Raw genomic sequence first — 14,954 nt, 5'->3', positions numbered from 1 at the left:
CGATCCAGGCGTATATCTCCAACAAGTGACGTTTACGCAAACGTCAAAATTTTGGATCGTCCCGGGAGGGTTCCATGCCGGTCTACCAAGCCCCCGTTCAAGACACGCTCTTCGTCCTCAACGACGTTCTCGGGTGGCAGCGGCACGACAACCTTTCCGGCTTTTCCGACGCCGCACCCGATGTGGTGGAGGCGATCCTCAACGAGGCCGGTCGTTTCGCCTCGGACGTCTTCCTGCCGCTCAACCAGGTCGGCGACCGCGAAGGCTGCCGACGTGCCGAGGATGGGTCGGTCGCGACGCCCACCGGCTTTCGGGAGGCCTACGGGCGGTTCCGCGAGGCCGGCTGGGGCTCGCTGTCGGCCGACTCCGCCTATGGCGGCCAGGGCCTGCCGCACACGCTGGCGGCGGCGGTGAACGAGTTCCTGTCCTCAGCCAACATGGCCTTCGCCATGTATCCCGGCCTGACGCGCGGCGCGATCGCAGCGATCGAAAGCCACGGCTCGCCCGAGCAGAAGGCGCTCTATCTGCCCAAGATGGTGGACGGCGTCTGGACCGGCACGATGAACCTCACCGAGCCCCACGCCGGCACCGACCTCGGCCTCCTACGCACCAAGGCCGTGCCGCAAGGCGACGGCACCTATGCCATCACCGGCCAGAAGATCTTCATCTCGGCCGGCGAGCACGACCTGTCGGAGAACATCGTCCACCTCGTGCTCGCCCGCATTGAGGGCGCGCCGGAGGGCGTGAAGGGCATCTCGCTCTTCATCGTGCCGAAGTTCGTGCCTGATGCGGCGGGGAACGCAGGCGCGCGCAACGCCGTGTCCTGCGGCTCGCTCGAAGAAAAGATGGGCATCCACGGCAACGCAACTTGCGTGATGAACTACGACGGGGCGACCGGCTGGCTGATCGGCGAGGCCGACAAGGGTCTTCGCGCCATGTTCACGATGATGAACGAGGCGCGGCTCGGCGTCGGCGTCCAGGGGCTGGCGATCTCCGAGATCGCCTATCAGAACGCCGTCGCCTATGCGCGCGACCGGTTGCAGGGCCGGGCGCTCTCGGGCACCAAGCACGGCACCAAGGCCGCCGACCCGATCATCGTCCACCCGGACGTGCGCCGCATGCTGATGACGATCCGCGCGATCAACGAGGCGGGCCGCGCCCTGATCCTTTGGACTGCGCTCCAGGGCGATCTGTCCCACCGCTCGCCCGACGACAAGGCGCGCGAGGGCGGCGACGACTGGATGGGTCTCCTCACCCCCGTCATCAAGGGCGTCCTCACCGACAAGGGTTTCGAGAACGCGGTCCTCGCCCAGCAGGTCTATGGCGGCCACGGCTATGTCGCCGAATGGGGCATGGAGCAGTTCGTTCGCGATGCGCGCATCGCGCAGATCTACGAGGGCGCCAACGGCATCCAGGCGCTGGATCTCGTCGGCCGCAAGCTGGCGCTCAACAACGGCCGCGCGATCCAGGCCTTCTTCAAGGAGGTGGGCGCCTTCTGCGAGGAGCACCGCGCCGACGAAGCCATGGCGCCCTTCACCAAGACGCTGAAGAAGGGGCTGAACGATCTTCAGGCCGCAACGCTCTGGCTGATGGGCAACGCGATGGGCAAGCCCGACAACGCGGGCGCCGCCTCCAACGACTACATGCATCTCTTCGGCCTCGTCGCGCTCGGCTACATGTGGGGTCGCATGGCGAAGATCGCGCAAGCGAAGCTGGCGGCGGGCGCGAACGGCGATACATCGTTCCTTGAGAACAAGCTCGTCACCGCGCGCTTCTTCATGGAGCGGCTGATGCCGGAAACATCAGCCCACCTCGCCCGCATTTCGACGGGCGCCGACACGATGATGGCGCTCGACGCCGACGCCTTCTAAGATCCCGGGAGTTTCGACCGATGACGGAAGCCTTCATCTACGACCACGTCCGCACCCCGCGCGGCCGGGGCAAGAAGGACGGATCGCTGCACGAGGTGCCGGCCGTGCGGCTCGGCGCCAAGGTTCTGGAAGCCCTGCGCGATCGCAACGGGATCGAGACGTCCGAGGTCGACGACATCATCTTCGGCTGCGTCGACCCCGTCGGCGAGGCCGGCTCGGTGATCCCGAAGGCCTCCGCCTTCGAGGCGGGTTACGACTTCGCCGCGCCCGGCATGCAGATCTCGCGCTTCTGCGCCTCGGGCCTCGATGCGGTGAACCTCGGGGCGGCTAAGGTCGCGGCGGGGTCGGACGATCTCGTGATCGCGGGGGGCGTCGAATCCATGTCGCGCGTCGGCATGGGCATGTCGGGCGGCGCCTGGATCATGGACCCGTCCGTCGGCATTCCCGCTTTCTTCATGCCCCAGGGCGTGTCGGCCGACCTGATCGCCACGAAATACGGCTTTTCGCGCGACGACGTCGATGCCTACGCGGTGGAATCCCAGAAGCGTGCCGCCCGGTCCTGGGAGGAAGGTCGCTTCTCGCGCTCCGTCGTTCCGGTGCGCGATCAGAACGGCCTCGTGATCCTCGACCGCGACGAGCACATGCGACCGGGAACCGACATGCAGTCGCTCGGCTCGCTCAATGCCTCCTTCGCGATGATGGGCGAGATGGGCGGCTACGACGCGGTGGCGAGCCAGGCCCATCCTGAGATCGAGGCGGTCACCCATGTCCACCATGCCGGCAACTCGTCGGGCATCGTGGATGGGGCGGCGGCCGTCCTCATCGGCTCTCGCCGGGGCGGCGAGGCGCTGGGGTTGAAGCCCCGCGCGCGCATCCGCGCCTTCGCGTCCATCGGCTCCGATCCGGCGCTGATGCTGACGGGGCCGGTGGATGTGACGAAAAAGCTCCTCGACCGCTCCGGGCTCCAGCTGTCCGACATCGACCTCTTCGAACTCAACGAGGCCTTCGCCGCCGTCGTGCTGCGCTACCTCCAGGCCTTCGACATCGACCCCGGCGTCATGAACGTCAACGGCGGCGCCATCGCCATGGGCCATCCGCTCGGCGCGACGGGGGCGATGATTCTCGGCACCGTGCTCGACGAGTTGGAGCGCCAGGACAAGGAGCGCGCCCTCGTCACGCTCTGCATTGGCGCCGGCATGGGCACGGCGACGATCATCGAGCGGGTGTGATGCCCGCCTCAGGCGATCAGGGCTTGGTCGAAACGGTGCGTGGCGCGAACTTGGCTGCCGATCGTCGGCAGGGCTTCGAAGGCGGGCCGGGCGAACCAGTATCCTTGGAAAAGCGCGATGCCGGCCGCTTTCAGGACGGTGAACTCGTCCTCGGTCTCGATACCTTCCGCCAGCACCTCGATGTCGAGCGCGCGCGCGGCCGCCGCGATGGAGGCGACGATCACCTGCCGCGGGCGGCTCGTCTCGATGCCGCGGATGAGCTTCATATCGAGCTTGATGAGGTCGGGCTGGAAGTCGGCGAGCAGCGTCAGCCCGGCATAGCCGGCACCGAAGTCGTCAAGCGCGGTGATGAAGCCCTGCCGGCGGTATTCGGCGAGGATGTTGTGGAGATGGCCGGTGTCGACGATCTCCTCGTTCTCCGTGAACTCGAACATCATCGCTTCGAGCGGAAAGTCGTGGCGGCGCGCGGCAGCAAGCGTCGCGCGCAGGCAGGCGGCCGGCTCGTAGACGGCGTTCGGCAGGAAGTTGATCGACAGGCGCAGGCCTTCCCCGCGCGGAAACAGGCGGGCGGCGAGCTCGATCGCCTTGACGCGGCAGGCCTGATCGAACCGGTACTTCTGCTCGGGCGAGACGCGCGACAAGATGCTGTAGGCCCCTTCGCCGTTCAGGCCCCGGATCAGCGCCTCGTAGCCCCAGACGCGGCTTTGGCGAAGGTCGAAGATCGGCTGGAACGCCATGGAGAAGTCGAAGTCGAGCTTCTCGCCCGATCGGCATCCTTCGCAATCCATGGTCATTCCCGGCGCTCCGCCCTTCCGATTTTCGAATCGACAATAGCCTTCAGATCTTGGGAAATCCTGAAGGTGACTTCGCCAGCACTTCCTTAGCCAAGCAAACATCCGCCTTCATCAAATGACGGCCCATCTTTCGGGAGAGAACCGCATGGATCTTCGCAATTTCACCATCGATATCGACGCGGATGGTCTGGCACTCGTGACCTGGGACATGCCCGATCGCTCGATGAACGTCTTCACCGAGGAAGTTCTCGGCGAGATCGAACGCTTCGTCGATGCTTTCGCAAGCGACGAGGCGGTGAAGGGCGTCGTCATCACGTCCGGCAAGGCGGGCTCGTTCACCGGCGGCGCCGATCTGAAGATGCTGAGCGCCATGTTCGAGGCTTTCCAGGCGAGAAAGGCGACGGATCGCGAGGGCGCGGTGGCCGAGCTTTTCGCCCGCTGCGGCGAGATGGGCCGGATCTGGCGCAAGCTGGAAACCTCCGGCAAGCCCTATGTCGCGGCGATCAACGGCACCTGCATGGGCGGCGGCTTCGAGCTGGCGCTGGCTTGCCACGGGCGGATCGCGGCTCAGAGCGCCAAGATGGGCCTGCCGGAGGTCAAGGTCGGCATCTTTCCCGGCGCCGGCGGCACGCAGCGCGTGCCGCGCCTCGCGGACACGCAAAGCGCGCTCCAGATGCTGTTGAAGGGCGAGACGCTGTCGGCCGCCAAGGCCAAGGGCATGAAGCTGATCGACGAGGTGGTGCCGGACGAGGAACTCGTCGCGCGCGCCAAGGACATGCTGCGCGCCGGCCTGAAGCCGGTGAAGGCCTGGGACGAGAAGGGCTTCAAGCTCCCGTCCGGCCCGGTCTATTCGCCGGCCGGCGCCCAGGTCTGGCCCGCCGTCGCCTCGCTCTACCGCAAGGAAACGGCCGACAACTATCCCGGCGCGCGCGCCATCGTGAAATGCGTCTACGAGGGCCTGCTCCTGCCGATCGACGCGGCGCTCCGTGTCGAGCAGCGCTATTTCACGGAGGTTCTGCAGACCACGGAAGCGGCGATGATGATCCGCTCGCTGTTCGTCTCCATGCAGGCGCTCAACAAGGGCGCCCGGCGACCGGCGGGCGTGCCCGAAACGCGGATCGCCAAGATCGGCGTCGTCGGCGCCGGCTTCATGGGCGCCGGCATCGCCTTCGTCGCCGCGCGCGCCGGCATCTCCGTCGCGCTAGTGGACCGGGATCAGGCCGCCGCCGACAAGGGCAAGGCCCATTCCGCTGGCCTTCTGGAAGCCCTCGTCAAGAAAGGCCGCGCCAAGGCCGATGAGGGCGAGGCCACGCTCGCCCTGATCCACGCGACACCGGACTACGCGGCGCTCGCCGACGCCGACCTCGTGATCGAGGCGGTATTCGAGGACCGCGAGGTGAAGGCGGAGGTGACGCGGCGCGTCGCGGAAGTCCTGAAGCCGGAGGCGATCTACGCGTCCAACACCTCGACCCTGCCGATCACGGGTCTGGCGGAGGCCTTCCCCGATCCGGCGCGTTTCATCGGCATCCACTTCTTCTCGCCGGTGGACCGGATGATGCTGACCGAGGTGATCCTCGGCCAGCGGACGGGCGACCGGGCGCTCGCCGTGGCATTGGACTTCGTGCGCGCCATCAAGAAGACGCCCATCGTCGTCAACGACACGCGTGGCTTCTTCGCCAACCGCTGCGTGCTTCGCTACATGACGGAAGCCTACGACATGCTGGTCGAGGGCGTGCCCCCAGTGATGATCGAGAACGCGGCGAAGTTCGCCGGCATGCCGGTCGGGCCGCTCGCGCTCAACGACGAGACGGCGGTCGATCTCAGCCAGCGGATCATGCGCGCGACGATCCGCGACGTCGGCGAAGGGGCGATCGACCCGCGCCATCTCGCGCTCGTCAACGACATGGTGGACGGCGAAGGCCGGCTCGGCCGCAAGGCCGGCAAGGGCTTCTACGACTATCCCGCCAAGCCTGCGAAGAAGCATCTCTGGCCGGGCCTCAAGGAGCGTTTCCCGCAGCAGAAGGCGGAGGACGTCGATTTCACTGAACTGAAGCAGCGTTTCCTGGTGACCATGGCGCTGGAGGCGGCGCGCACGGTCGAAGAAGGCGTCGTCACGGACCCGCGCGAGGCCGATGTCGGCTCGATCCTCGGCTTCGGCTACGCGCCCTACACCGGCGGAACGATCAGCTATATCGACGGGATGGGCGTGAAGGCCTTCGTCGCCCTATGCGAACGCTTGGCCGAAAAGCACGGCGAACGCTTCGCGCCGACGCCGCTCCTGCGCGAGATGGCCGAGCGGGGCGAAAGCTTCTACGGGCGTTTCGCGCCGGCTGCGGCTGCCTGAAGAATCCGGTGAGGGCTCCCCGGAGCCCTCACCGCGCCTGCTTTTCCTTCGACAGGCTGCGCCCGATCGTGTCGGCGACGCGCGCTCCGCGCTCGCCGAGCGGCTTGTCCGGCACGTCGGTCGTGTCCATCGCGGTCTGGTGTTCCATCTCGGCATTCACCTCGGCGCCGATGATGAAGATGATGGACGAGATCCAGACCCACATCATGAAGCCGATCACCGCGCCGAGCGAGCCGTAGGTCACGCTGTAGTTGGCGAAGGACCGGAGATACCAGGAAAAGCCGATCGAGGCGGCCAGCCAGATCGCGGCGGTCAGAACGGCGCCGAAGAACACCCAGGACCAACGCGCCCGGTTGCGGCTCGGGCCGTAGCGGTAGACCATGCTGATCGCGCAGATGATGACGACGAAGACGACCGGCCAGCGCGCCGCCGCGATCAGCTCGTCCGTGTAGCTCTGCGCCCCCACGACGCTCATCACCACCGGCACGACGCCGACCGACACGAACAGGATCGTGGCGATGAAGAAGGCGCCGATGGTGAAGCAGAAGGCGACGGCGTTGAGCTTCAGGAAGGAGCGCTGCTCCTGCTCGCCATAGGCGACGTTCATCGCCTCGAACAGCGTCTTGATGCCGTTGTTGGCACTCCAGAGCGAGAACAGAAGGCCGGTGACGAAGCTCAGGGAAAGCGAGGCCGGATCGCGCGACACGAGCTGTTCGAGCTGCGAGGTCAGAATGTCGGTTCCCGCCTGCGGCAGGAACTGGCCGATGAAGGCGATGTGGTCGGCGATCGTATTCGGATCTGCGACGATGCCGTAGAAGGACACGAAGACGGCGAAGGCCGGAAACAGCGCCAGAAGCAGGTAGAACGTCGCGCCCGCCGCGATCAGCATCACCCGGTCTTCGAAGAACGAATAGTACAGGCGCCAGGCAATGTCCTTCCAGCCGCGCCAGGGGATGTCGAAGGGCCCGGACGCGTCGCGCCCGCGCCCGGGCTCGCTGGCGCGGCGGCGCGTTTCCTCGGTGGTATTGGGCGCGAAGCGGAAGCCGGCCGAACTCATGGATGCCCTTTCCCAAACACTCGGGACGAATCGAACGCACTGCGGGCGAATTCATAAACTTTCCCAGAAATGCCACATTCCGCCCGAGGGTTCCCTCCAACCCGCGGGAAAGATCGAGGCGCCTCCCCTGGCCTCGCCCCGACAAACGTCTGGAAAACCGGGCGCTTGGTTCGAACAACACTCCGCTCGGTGGGCGAACTTATCGACAGTCGCGCGGCCACGACTTAGACATGGAACGTCCAAGGACTATATTCCTCGGGCATCGCGATCTTTCGCCACGGGCGCGACTCGCGGTCTGCTGCGAAGGTTTGTTTCATGCTGTCCCACGACCACATCTGGAACGCGATCGACGATCTGGCCGAGCGGCTGAAGATGTCGCCGTCCGGATTGGCGCGCAAGGCCGGGCTCGATCCGACGACCTTCAACAAGTCCAAGCGCATGGCCGTCGACGGGCGCCCGCGCTGGCCGTCCACCGAGTCGATCGCCAAGGTCCTGGAGGCGACGGGAACGACGTCGGAAAGCTTCTTCGCGCGGCCCGAAACGGGCGTCCTGTCGCTGCGTCCGCTGCCTTCGCCCCGCCAGGGGGTGCCGCTGCTCGGCTGCGCGGAAGCGGGCGGCGGAGGCTTCTTCGACGATGCCGGCTTTCCCGTTGGTCAGGGCTGGGACGAGATCGACCTGCCGGGTGCCGACGATTCGCTCTATGCGCTGGAGGTTTCGGGCCAGTCGATGATGCCGCTCTATCGCGACGGCGACATCGTGGTCGTGAAGCCCGGCGCGCCCGTGCGACGGGGCGACCGGGTGGTGGTGCGCACCAAAGGTGGCGAGGTGATGGTCAAGATCCTGCAGCGCCAGACGGCGCGCACGGTGGAACTCGCCTCCGTCAACCCGGACTTCCCCGATCGGCAGTTCGCGCCCGGCGACATCGAATGGATCGCGCGCATTCTCTGGGCGAGCCAGTAGAACGCCAAGACTTCCGAATCGGGTCTCGCGCGCTAGAGTCCATGCGACACCCGCCGGGAATGCGCCCCGGTTCGGGATCGAAGAAGGGGATCGTTCTCTTGCAAGCGCTGCGGATCGCCCTCGGTCTTCTCGGCCTCGTCGCCGTGTTCTTTCTCGTTCTTCCCGCCGAGCCGACGCTCTTGGCGGGTTCCGGATCGCAGCCTAACGAAACGAGCGTGGCGGCAATCGGGATCGAGGACGTGCCCTTCTCCCCCGATATGTCGGAGGAGGCGCCGTCTGCTCCCGTGCGCACCATCATTCCCGCGCCCGGCGGGCCGACGCGGCTCACCCGCCTGCCTCCCGTTTCCAGCGGCGCGGCAACGCCGCCCGTCGCGGTCGAGCCGGACGGGACGGGCGACACGGCCGAGGCCGCTCCCCCGCCGCCCGAGCTTCCCATCGTCAGCGCGACGGCCACGCCGCCGGAACCCGCCGATCCGGCCTTGCGCCTCTTCTCCCGGCCGATCGCGGTGGACGCGCGCACCTTGAAGGCCGGCGACATGACGCTGCGCGTGGCGGGTGTCGAGCCCATCGCGCCGGACGTGCGCTGCGTCGACGGGGCGCAGGCCTGGCCCTGCGCGACGCGCGCGAGAACCGCGCTGCGAGGCTGGCTGCGCGGGCGCTCGGTCGAGTGCCGCGTACCCTCCGGCGAGGAGGAAGCGCGCGACATCACCGTGCCCTGCCGCTTGGGGCAAGAGGACGTGGCCAGGTGGCTGGTCACGAACGGCTGGGCGCATGCCGAGCCCGGCAGTGCCTACGAGGATGCCGAGCGCGCCGCGCGCGAGGCGCGGCGTGGTATCTGGGCCTACGACATATCGAACGAGGCTACTCGCTCAGGCGGCTGAGCCGAGCTTTCCGTCCAGCGCTTCGCGGATCAAGCGGCGCGTCTCGTCCACGCCGTAGAGCGCCACGAAGGAGCCGAAGCGCGGGCCCCGCTCCTGCCCGATCAGCACCTGGTATAGCGCGGAGAACCATTCGACCGACACGCCGGGGCCGCCGTCCGGTCCCTTCTTCTTGGCGTCCTGATAGCGCGGCAGGGGCCGCGCGACGTCGAGAACCGCATCTTGGATGGCGCCGGCATCCACCCCCGGCGGAAGCGAGCCGAGCTTCGCCTCCAGCGCCTCCAAGGCGCCGCGCTCGATTTCGTCGGGCGCGCGGAACCGCTTGGTCGGGCGCACGAAGTCCTCGAAATAGCGCAGCGCGTAGGCGACGAGCCGATCGAGCTCGGGATCGGTTTCCGCCGTCACGCCCGGCGCGTAGCGCGAGATGAAGCCCCAGAGCGTCCGGGCGTCCGACGCGTTGGATGCGGACACGAGGTTGAGGAGCAGCGCGAAGGGAACCGCGATGCCCTTCACCGGCGGCTCGCCGTTGTGGATGTGGAACACCGGATTCTGGAGGCGCGACTTCGCGTCCTGCCGATCGAAGGCGGAGGCGAAGGCGTAGTAGTCCTCCACCGCCTTCGGGATCACGTCGAAATGCAGGCGCTTGGCCGCCCTCGGCTTGTTGAACATGTAAAGGCCGAGGCTTTCGGGCGAGGCGTAGGTCAGCCACTCCTCGATCGACAGGCCGTTGCCTTTGGACTTCGAGATCTTGGCGCCTTCCGCGTCGAGGAAGAGTTCGTAGACGAAGTGCTCGGGCGCTTCGCCGCCGAGGATTTCGCAGATCCGGTCGTAGACCGCGGCGTTGGTCTGGTGATCCTTGCCGAACATCTCGAAGTCGACGCCGAGCGCGGCCCAGCGCATGCCGAAATCCGGCTTCCACTGGAGCTTCACTGCCCCGCCGGTGACGGGAAGCGTCGTTTCCGTCCCGTCCTCGTCGAGGAAGGTCACGGTGCCGGCCTTGGCGTCCACATGCTTCATGGGCACGTAGAGGACACGGCCCGACTTCGGCGAGATCGGCAGGAACGGGCTGTAGGTCGCCTGCCGCTCGGGCCCGAGCGTCGGCAGCATCACGGCCATGATGTCGTCGTATCGCTCGGCGGCGCGCAGCAGCACCTCGTCGAAGCGGCCGGCCCGGTAATACTCGGTCGCGCTCGCGAACTCGTATTCGAAGCCGAACGTGTCGAGAAACCGGCACAGCATGGCGTTGTTGTGGGCCGCAAAGCTCTCGTACTCGCCGCCGAACGGGTTCGGCACGTCCGTCAGCGGCTTCTGGAGATAGGGCTCCAGCGCCGCCCGGTCGGGTACGTTGTCGGGGATCTTGCGCATCCCGTCCATGTCGTCGGAAAAGCAGATCAGCCGCGTCGGGATCTCGTCGTTCGTCAGGATGCGGAAGGCGTTGCGAACCATCGTGGTGCGCGCCACCTCGCCGAACGTGCCGATATGGGGCAGGCCGGACGGGCCGTAGCCGGTCTCGAACAGGGCTTCGCGCTTGCCCGTGCGCTCCAAGCGCTGGACGATCTTGCGCGCTTCCTCGAAGGGCCAGGCGGCCGACGCCATGGCTTCGTCCCGAAGGCTGCTGGAAGGCGCGTTCGAAGCCGCGTCGCTGTTTTCGGCCATGGGATCTTCGTCTTTCCTCAGCGTCCCGGCATCGCCGCCGAGACGGCTCCGCGCGTTGGAGCCTCGGTCTATGGATTCTCCGCATGCGGCCCGTCAACGGGCGGTGCCGTCAAAAGGCGCTGACGGGAAAATAGCGCAGGAGAAGCTCCGACATGCGCCCGCTCGCCACGATGCGGCCGATCGCGTAATCGAAGGCGGCGGCCAGATCCTCGTCCTCCGGCTTCACCGCGATGGCGAGACCTTCTCCCATGAAGTGGTCGGACAGGTAGGGCCCGCCGCCGAAGGCGCAGCAATCCTTGGCGTCCTCGCTGGACAGCCAGAAGGACAGGCCGACCCCGTCCCCGAACACGGCGCGAACCCGCTCGGCACGTAGGGCGTTCAGGGCTTCCTCGCGATTGGGGAAGGTCGCCACCTCCGCGCGCGGAAAGAACGCGCGGAGCATTGCTTCGTGCGCGCTCCCCGCCACCGTGCCGATGCGCGTTCCCTGAAGGCCAATCTCGAGGTCCTTGTCGAGCGGCGCGTCACGCAGCGTCACGAAACGCGCGGGATAGCGGAAGAAGGCTTGGCTGAAAGCGAAGCGCGACCGGTTGTCGGCGTCGATCGCCAGCCCCGCGATCACCGCCTCGCCGTCGCCGCCCGCCAAAGCGGACCCCAGTTCGGCGAAGGGACGCGCCTCGATCTGGCAACGCGAGACCGCGTCGAGTTCCTCGCAGATGGCGCGCGCCAGATCGACATGCAGCCCGGCGAGGCGCCCGCGCTGGTCCAGGAAGTTGAACGGGGCGAAGTCCACGGAGGTGAGAAACCGGATGCGCGTTCGATCGGACAGATCGGGTTCGGCGATTCGCTGCCCCTGATCCCAGAAGTTCGGGGTCGGCACCCCTTGCGCCAGCGCACCACCTGAAAGCGTAGAAATCACAACCTGTAGAAGCAGACATCGTGTCAAGATCGCAGCAAAAACACGCATAGGTTTCTTCTTCTCCCAGGCCCACCATCGCAGGATGTGCACTCGATCCCACCGAGAAGGGTTCAAGCTCGTTGCTGCGTCTGACGGAATATTCCCATACCGACGTGGAGGCCAGAGGAACGCTTCTTGGTGCCGCACAGGTTGCAGCCGAAATAGCGGGCGCGCAACGGGATGCGCTGGGTTGCGCGGCGTCGGCCGTCGAGGTCCTCCATCGCATTCTGGAAACCTGCGGGATTACGCAGACCGAGTTCCAGAACGCCCTACTGGCAGCCCGCCTGCATGGGTCGAGCGTGGACGAGGAACTGATGGCGGGGACTGTCGTGAGCGCCCGCGAGCTTGCAAGCGCCACGGCCGAAGCGCTCGGTCTCGTCCAAGAAGACATCGATCCAAACGCAACGCTCCTGCGCGACGGGCGCGGCGCGCTGGCAGCCAGCGAGCGACACGCCAAGACCTGTGACGGCGCCCTGAGGGCCCGGCTCTACCTTGCCCCCAAGCTGGAACGGCTGGACACCCTGATCGCCGGCCTTCGGCGAACACCCGGACTGGCCCGCAGCCTGCGCATCACCACGCTGGCCGACATCGCCGCGCTTCGCGAGGCAGCAGACAAGACCGAACGCTCCAACCGCGCGCGTCTCAGCCTTGCGGCCGATCACAACCGATGGTCGGCGCGCGATGTCCTGACCCCGCTCCAGGCCGCGCTTCTGGTGGTTCTCCTGATGCTCCTGGCCCATGGCTGGTACGCATCCCCGCAGTGGTTCTGGTTCGCGCTCCATGCGACGGCAAGTTCGGCCGCCCTCGGTCTCACGCTGTTTCGGCTGCGCGTCCTCGTCGGGACGGTTCGAGAGCGCTCCCGCGCGCCCTCGCGTCCCCCGCCCCCCGCCGCACCCGACACGGCGGCCCCGCTTTATTCCGTCCTCGTAGCCCTGCACCGGGAGGCGGACATGGCCGCGCCGCTGGCCAAGGCGATGGCCGAACTCGACTGGCCGCGATCACGCCTGGAAGTGTTCTTCGTCTGCGAAGCGAACGACCCCGCCACCATCGCCGCCGTGGAGCGGGCCATCGAACACCAGCCGAACTTCTCCGTGATCGCGACGCCCCGGACCTATCCGACCACCAAGCCGAAGGCCCTCAACTTCGCCCTGCCGCTCGCGCGCGGCGAATATCTCGTTCTGTTCGACGCGGAGGATCGCCCTCATCCCCAGCAGTTGCGCGCCGCGCACGAGGCGTTTCGCACCCATCCGCCGGAGCTCGCCTGCGTCCAGGCGCCGCTCGTCATCCGCAACGCCGGGAACGGCTGGCTGGAGACCCTTTTTGCGCTGGAATACGCCGTTCTGTTCCGGGCGGTCCTGCCCTGGCTGGCGAAACGTTCGCTTCCTGTAACGCGCAAGAACGGGTGGCACGGAGCGGGATTAGGCGGGATTGACCGGGAAATGGTGGTGGAAGCCCTGATCTAGCGGGTTTTGAAGAGCCATTGAGGGCCATTCCAGCGAAAAGCGCCGCGCAAGAACGGATGGCAAAAACGGCGCGATTGAGAGAAGCGCGCGCAAGAACGGATGGCCTCGATTACGGCGCGGGGCGTGAAGCGATCCATTCGGGATCGTCGGTCGTTCGGCCCCGGAGGCCGCAGAAGTCGTTGATGTCTCCCTTATGGGCTCGCTGGCAGCCGTTCAGGCGCGCAAGCTCCGAAATCAGCCTTGGGACCTGGGCGTCGCCGAAGCGTGCGATCAAAGCCTCGTTGTCGTATTGCCGGCGGAGCCCGCACTTGCGGCAGAACAGCCGCAGCTTCGGGCTTTCCCGCTCGGACAGAAGCACTCCGCCATCAAGAGGCATCGTCAGATCATCCGGCCGTACCACATGACGCGGCCGGCGATGCGCAGCAGCTCGATCTGATCGGGCGTCACCGTTTCGTCGAAACCGGCCGACTGGTTGTCGCTGGTGATGACGACGGAGCTGTCGAGCTTGATGCGCAGGCGCTTCACCAGCAGGGCGTCGCCATAGACGAGAACGTAGATCCCGTTATCGACGGCTTGGTCGATGGCCGTGTCGACGATCAGCGTGTCGCCGCTCCGGATCGTCGGCTCCATCGAGTCACCTCGCGCGGTCAGCACCTTCGCCGCGTGAGGCGTAATGCTGCGCGCCCGCAACCAAGCGGCATCAAAGGCGACTCGGCCGATCACGGGCTCGGCCTCGACGATGGTGCCGGAACCGGCAGAAGGCTGCACATCCAGGAGCGGGAGCAACACCATAGCGTCGTCGGCGAGGTCGGACGGGTCGGTGTGGATCACGGCAAGTCCTCCGGTCTGTTCTGGTTGTGTTCCTACACCTAACTGGCGCACCGGGGAGAAAGAGTCACGGGGACCCTGCCCGGTTGCGAGCCAATTTATGTGGACGCCCGTCGCCGCCGCGATCTGCACCAGCTTGTCCAGGCGCGGCATGGCGCCGTCCAGATACTGCCGAAGCAAGCTCTGACCAAGACCGACCTCTTTGGCGAACGAGTTAGCGCTTTTGTGCTCGCCAACTAAGAGCTGCAGGCGATCCTTGAACTCCGCCATCACCATTCCCGAACTGTGAAGTCGGCGCCCGATCGTGGTGATGCATCGTCATTTGCCAAAAGTACCAGCGAAAACAGTGACTTGCTTTACCGCTAACAGGATTAAGCCCACAGCGGAAGTTTGAAGCCCCTTTTTAACACTTTGGCGCTTGATCGATTAACACCTAGACGCTAACTTCGGACCACCAAACGGAACACCGTTTGGACCACCAAACCGAACACCACCCCCGAAAAAAGCTGGCGTGCGGGCCAGCCTCCGGAGAGCTGAATGACTATGGCGGCAACAAAGCCACCCACCGAATGGGACGCGGAGGGCATCAAGGCGGAAATCCGCCGTCAGAACCTCACGATGGCCGAGATCGCGCGCCGGTCGGACCTCCCGGAGCATGCGGTGCGCCGCGCCCTGAAGGGTCTGAGCCGGAAGGGTGCGGACGCCATCGCTGACGCGCTCGGCATCCCCTTCGACACGCTGTTCCCGACCGGTTTCATCCAGAGCCGTTCAAGCCTTCGGAAGCCTATCGCAAACGCGCCTTCGGAGTCCCGCTCAAAGCGCAGTGTCCGCGCTGACGACGCGAGGGCCACGGCATGAGCGCGCTGGAAATCTTAACCATGATCGCTGCCAGCGGCCCCGCCGCCGTGCTGACGCTGGC

Annotated in this window: 13 protein-coding genes; 7 read left to right on the top strand and 6 right to left on the bottom strand. The window is 66.5% G+C overall.

What is annotated here, in order from left to right; translation table 11 throughout:
* Positions 1–74 precede the first annotated feature (74 nt).
* Entirely contained in the window at positions 75–1,871 is a 1,797-nt protein-coding gene (locus H7A85_RS07095; protein WP_182085228.1) for an acyl-CoA dehydrogenase C-terminal domain-containing protein, read from the top strand.
* Positions 1,872–1,891: 20 nt separating this feature from the next.
* Positions 1,892–3,100 carry an acetyl-CoA C-acetyltransferase gene (locus H7A85_RS07090; protein WP_182085227.1) on the top strand — a complete coding sequence of 403 codons (1,209 nt, stop codon included), beginning with the start codon at positions 1,892–1,894 and terminating at the stop codon, positions 3,098–3,100.
* 8 nt (positions 3,101–3,108) lie between these two features.
* On the opposite strand, the gene H7A85_RS07085 is transcribed toward H7A85_RS07090, so the two are convergent.
* Positions 3,109–3,894, bottom strand: coding sequence for an EAL domain-containing protein (locus H7A85_RS07085; protein WP_182085226.1), 786 nt, complete (start codon positions 3,892–3,894; stop codon positions 3,109–3,111).
* Between the two features lie 145 nt (positions 3,895–4,039).
* Between H7A85_RS07085 and H7A85_RS07080 the strand changes: the two genes are divergently transcribed.
* A complete protein-coding gene (locus H7A85_RS07080) occupies positions 4,040–6,238 on the top strand; it encodes an FAD-dependent oxidoreductase (RefSeq protein WP_182085225.1) in 2,199 nt (732 codons plus the stop codon).
* A gap of 28 nt (positions 6,239–6,266) precedes the next feature.
* Here the strand turns inward: H7A85_RS07080 and H7A85_RS07075 are convergent, their stop codons facing one another.
* On the bottom strand, positions 6,267–7,295 hold the full coding sequence (locus tag H7A85_RS07075; protein ID WP_182085224.1) for a YihY/virulence factor BrkB family protein: 1,029 nt from the start codon (positions 7,293–7,295) through the stop codon (positions 6,267–6,269).
* A 315-nt stretch (positions 7,296–7,610) separates the two neighbouring features.
* On the opposite strand from H7A85_RS07075, the gene H7A85_RS07070 reads away from it, so the two are divergent.
* Complete coding sequence (locus tag H7A85_RS07070) at positions 7,611–8,255, top strand: helix-turn-helix transcriptional regulator (RefSeq protein WP_182085223.1); 645 nt, start codon at positions 7,611–7,613, stop codon at positions 8,253–8,255.
* A gap of 98 nt (positions 8,256–8,353) precedes the next feature.
* Positions 8,354–9,136 carry a hypothetical protein gene (locus H7A85_RS07065; RefSeq protein ID WP_182085222.1) on the top strand — a complete coding sequence of 261 codons (783 nt, stop codon included), beginning with the start codon at positions 8,354–8,356 and terminating at the stop codon, positions 9,134–9,136.
* Here H7A85_RS07065 and H7A85_RS07060 read toward each other — a convergent pair.
* Positions 9,125–10,789: a lysine--tRNA ligase gene (locus tag H7A85_RS07060; RefSeq protein ID WP_182085221.1), complete on the bottom strand. Its 1,665-nt coding sequence runs from the start codon at positions 10,787–10,789 to the stop codon at positions 9,125–9,127. The genes H7A85_RS07065 and H7A85_RS07060 overlap by 12 nt on opposite strands.
* Before the next feature lie 109 nt (positions 10,790–10,898).
* Positions 10,899–11,753 (bottom strand): transporter substrate-binding domain-containing protein, encoded by an 855-nt coding sequence (locus tag H7A85_RS07055; RefSeq protein WP_182085220.1) that lies wholly within the window; start codon positions 11,751–11,753, stop codon positions 10,899–10,901.
* 71 nt (positions 11,754–11,824) lie between these two features.
* Between H7A85_RS07055 and H7A85_RS07050 the strand changes: the two genes are divergently transcribed.
* Positions 11,825–13,207 carry a glycosyltransferase gene (locus tag H7A85_RS07050; protein ID WP_182085219.1) on the top strand — a complete coding sequence of 461 codons (1,383 nt, stop codon included), beginning with the start codon at positions 11,825–11,827 and terminating at the stop codon, positions 13,205–13,207.
* Positions 13,208–13,316: 109 nt separating this feature from the next.
* Here the strand turns inward: H7A85_RS07050 and H7A85_RS07045 are convergent, their stop codons facing one another.
* Entirely contained in the window at positions 13,317–13,583 is a 267-nt protein-coding gene (locus tag H7A85_RS07045) for a hypothetical protein (RefSeq protein ID WP_182085218.1), read from the bottom strand.
* A 2-nt stretch (positions 13,584–13,585) separates the two neighbouring features.
* On the bottom strand, positions 13,586–14,305 hold the full coding sequence (locus H7A85_RS07040; RefSeq protein WP_182085217.1) for a helix-turn-helix transcriptional regulator: 720 nt from the start codon (positions 14,303–14,305) through the stop codon (positions 13,586–13,588).
* 273 nt (positions 14,306–14,578) lie between these two features.
* Here H7A85_RS07040 and H7A85_RS07035 point away from each other — a divergent pair, with 273 nt between their 5' ends.
* Complete coding sequence (locus tag H7A85_RS07035; protein ID WP_182085216.1) at positions 14,579–14,893, top strand: helix-turn-helix domain-containing protein; 315 nt, start codon at positions 14,579–14,581, stop codon at positions 14,891–14,893.
* Positions 14,894–14,954: the final 61 nt, after the last annotated feature.

The organism is Aureimonas sp. ME7, from assembly GCF_903970965.1.
Lineage (GTDB): Bacteria > Pseudomonadota > Alphaproteobacteria > Rhizobiales > Rhizobiaceae > Aureimonas.
The sequence above is the reverse complement of the archived record's forward strand: the minus strand, read 5'-3'. Positions and strand labels throughout refer to the sequence as shown.

What these genes read in the sequence shown, in the direction of transcription:
- H7A85_RS07095 (WP_182085228.1), top strand. Translation starts at nt 75, where the DNA reads ATGCCGGTCTACCAAGCCCCCGTTCAAGACACGCTCTTCGTCCTCAAC.
- H7A85_RS07090 (WP_182085227.1), top strand. Translation starts at nt 1,892, where the DNA reads ATGACGGAAGCCTTCATCTACGACCACGTCCGCACCCCGCGCGGCCGG.
- H7A85_RS07085 (WP_182085226.1), bottom strand. Translation starts at nt 3,894, where the DNA reads ATGACCATGGATTGCGAAGGATGCCGATCGGGCGAGAAGCTCGACTTC.
- H7A85_RS07080 (WP_182085225.1), top strand. Translation starts at nt 4,040, where the DNA reads ATGGATCTTCGCAATTTCACCATCGATATCGACGCGGATGGTCTGGCA.
- H7A85_RS07075 (WP_182085224.1), bottom strand. Translation starts at nt 7,295, where the DNA reads ATGAGTTCGGCCGGCTTCCGCTTCGCGCCCAATACCACCGAGGAAACG.
- H7A85_RS07070 (WP_182085223.1), top strand. Translation starts at nt 7,611, where the DNA reads ATGCTGTCCCACGACCACATCTGGAACGCGATCGACGATCTGGCCGAG.
- H7A85_RS07060 (WP_182085221.1), bottom strand. Translation starts at nt 10,789, where the DNA reads ATGGCCGAAAACAGCGACGCGGCTTCGAACGCGCCTTCCAGCAGCCTT.
- H7A85_RS07055 (WP_182085220.1), bottom strand. Translation starts at nt 11,753, where the DNA reads ATGCGTGTTTTTGCTGCGATCTTGACACGATGTCTGCTTCTACAGGTT.
- H7A85_RS07045 (WP_182085218.1), bottom strand. Translation starts at nt 13,583, where the DNA reads ATGCCTCTTGATGGCGGAGTGCTTCTGTCCGAGCGGGAAAGCCCGAAG.
- H7A85_RS07040 (WP_182085217.1), bottom strand. Translation starts at nt 14,305, where the DNA reads ATGGCGGAGTTCAAGGATCGCCTGCAGCTCTTAGTTGGCGAGCACAAA.
- H7A85_RS07035 (WP_182085216.1), top strand. Translation starts at nt 14,579, where the DNA reads ATGGCGGCAACAAAGCCACCCACCGAATGGGACGCGGAGGGCATCAAG.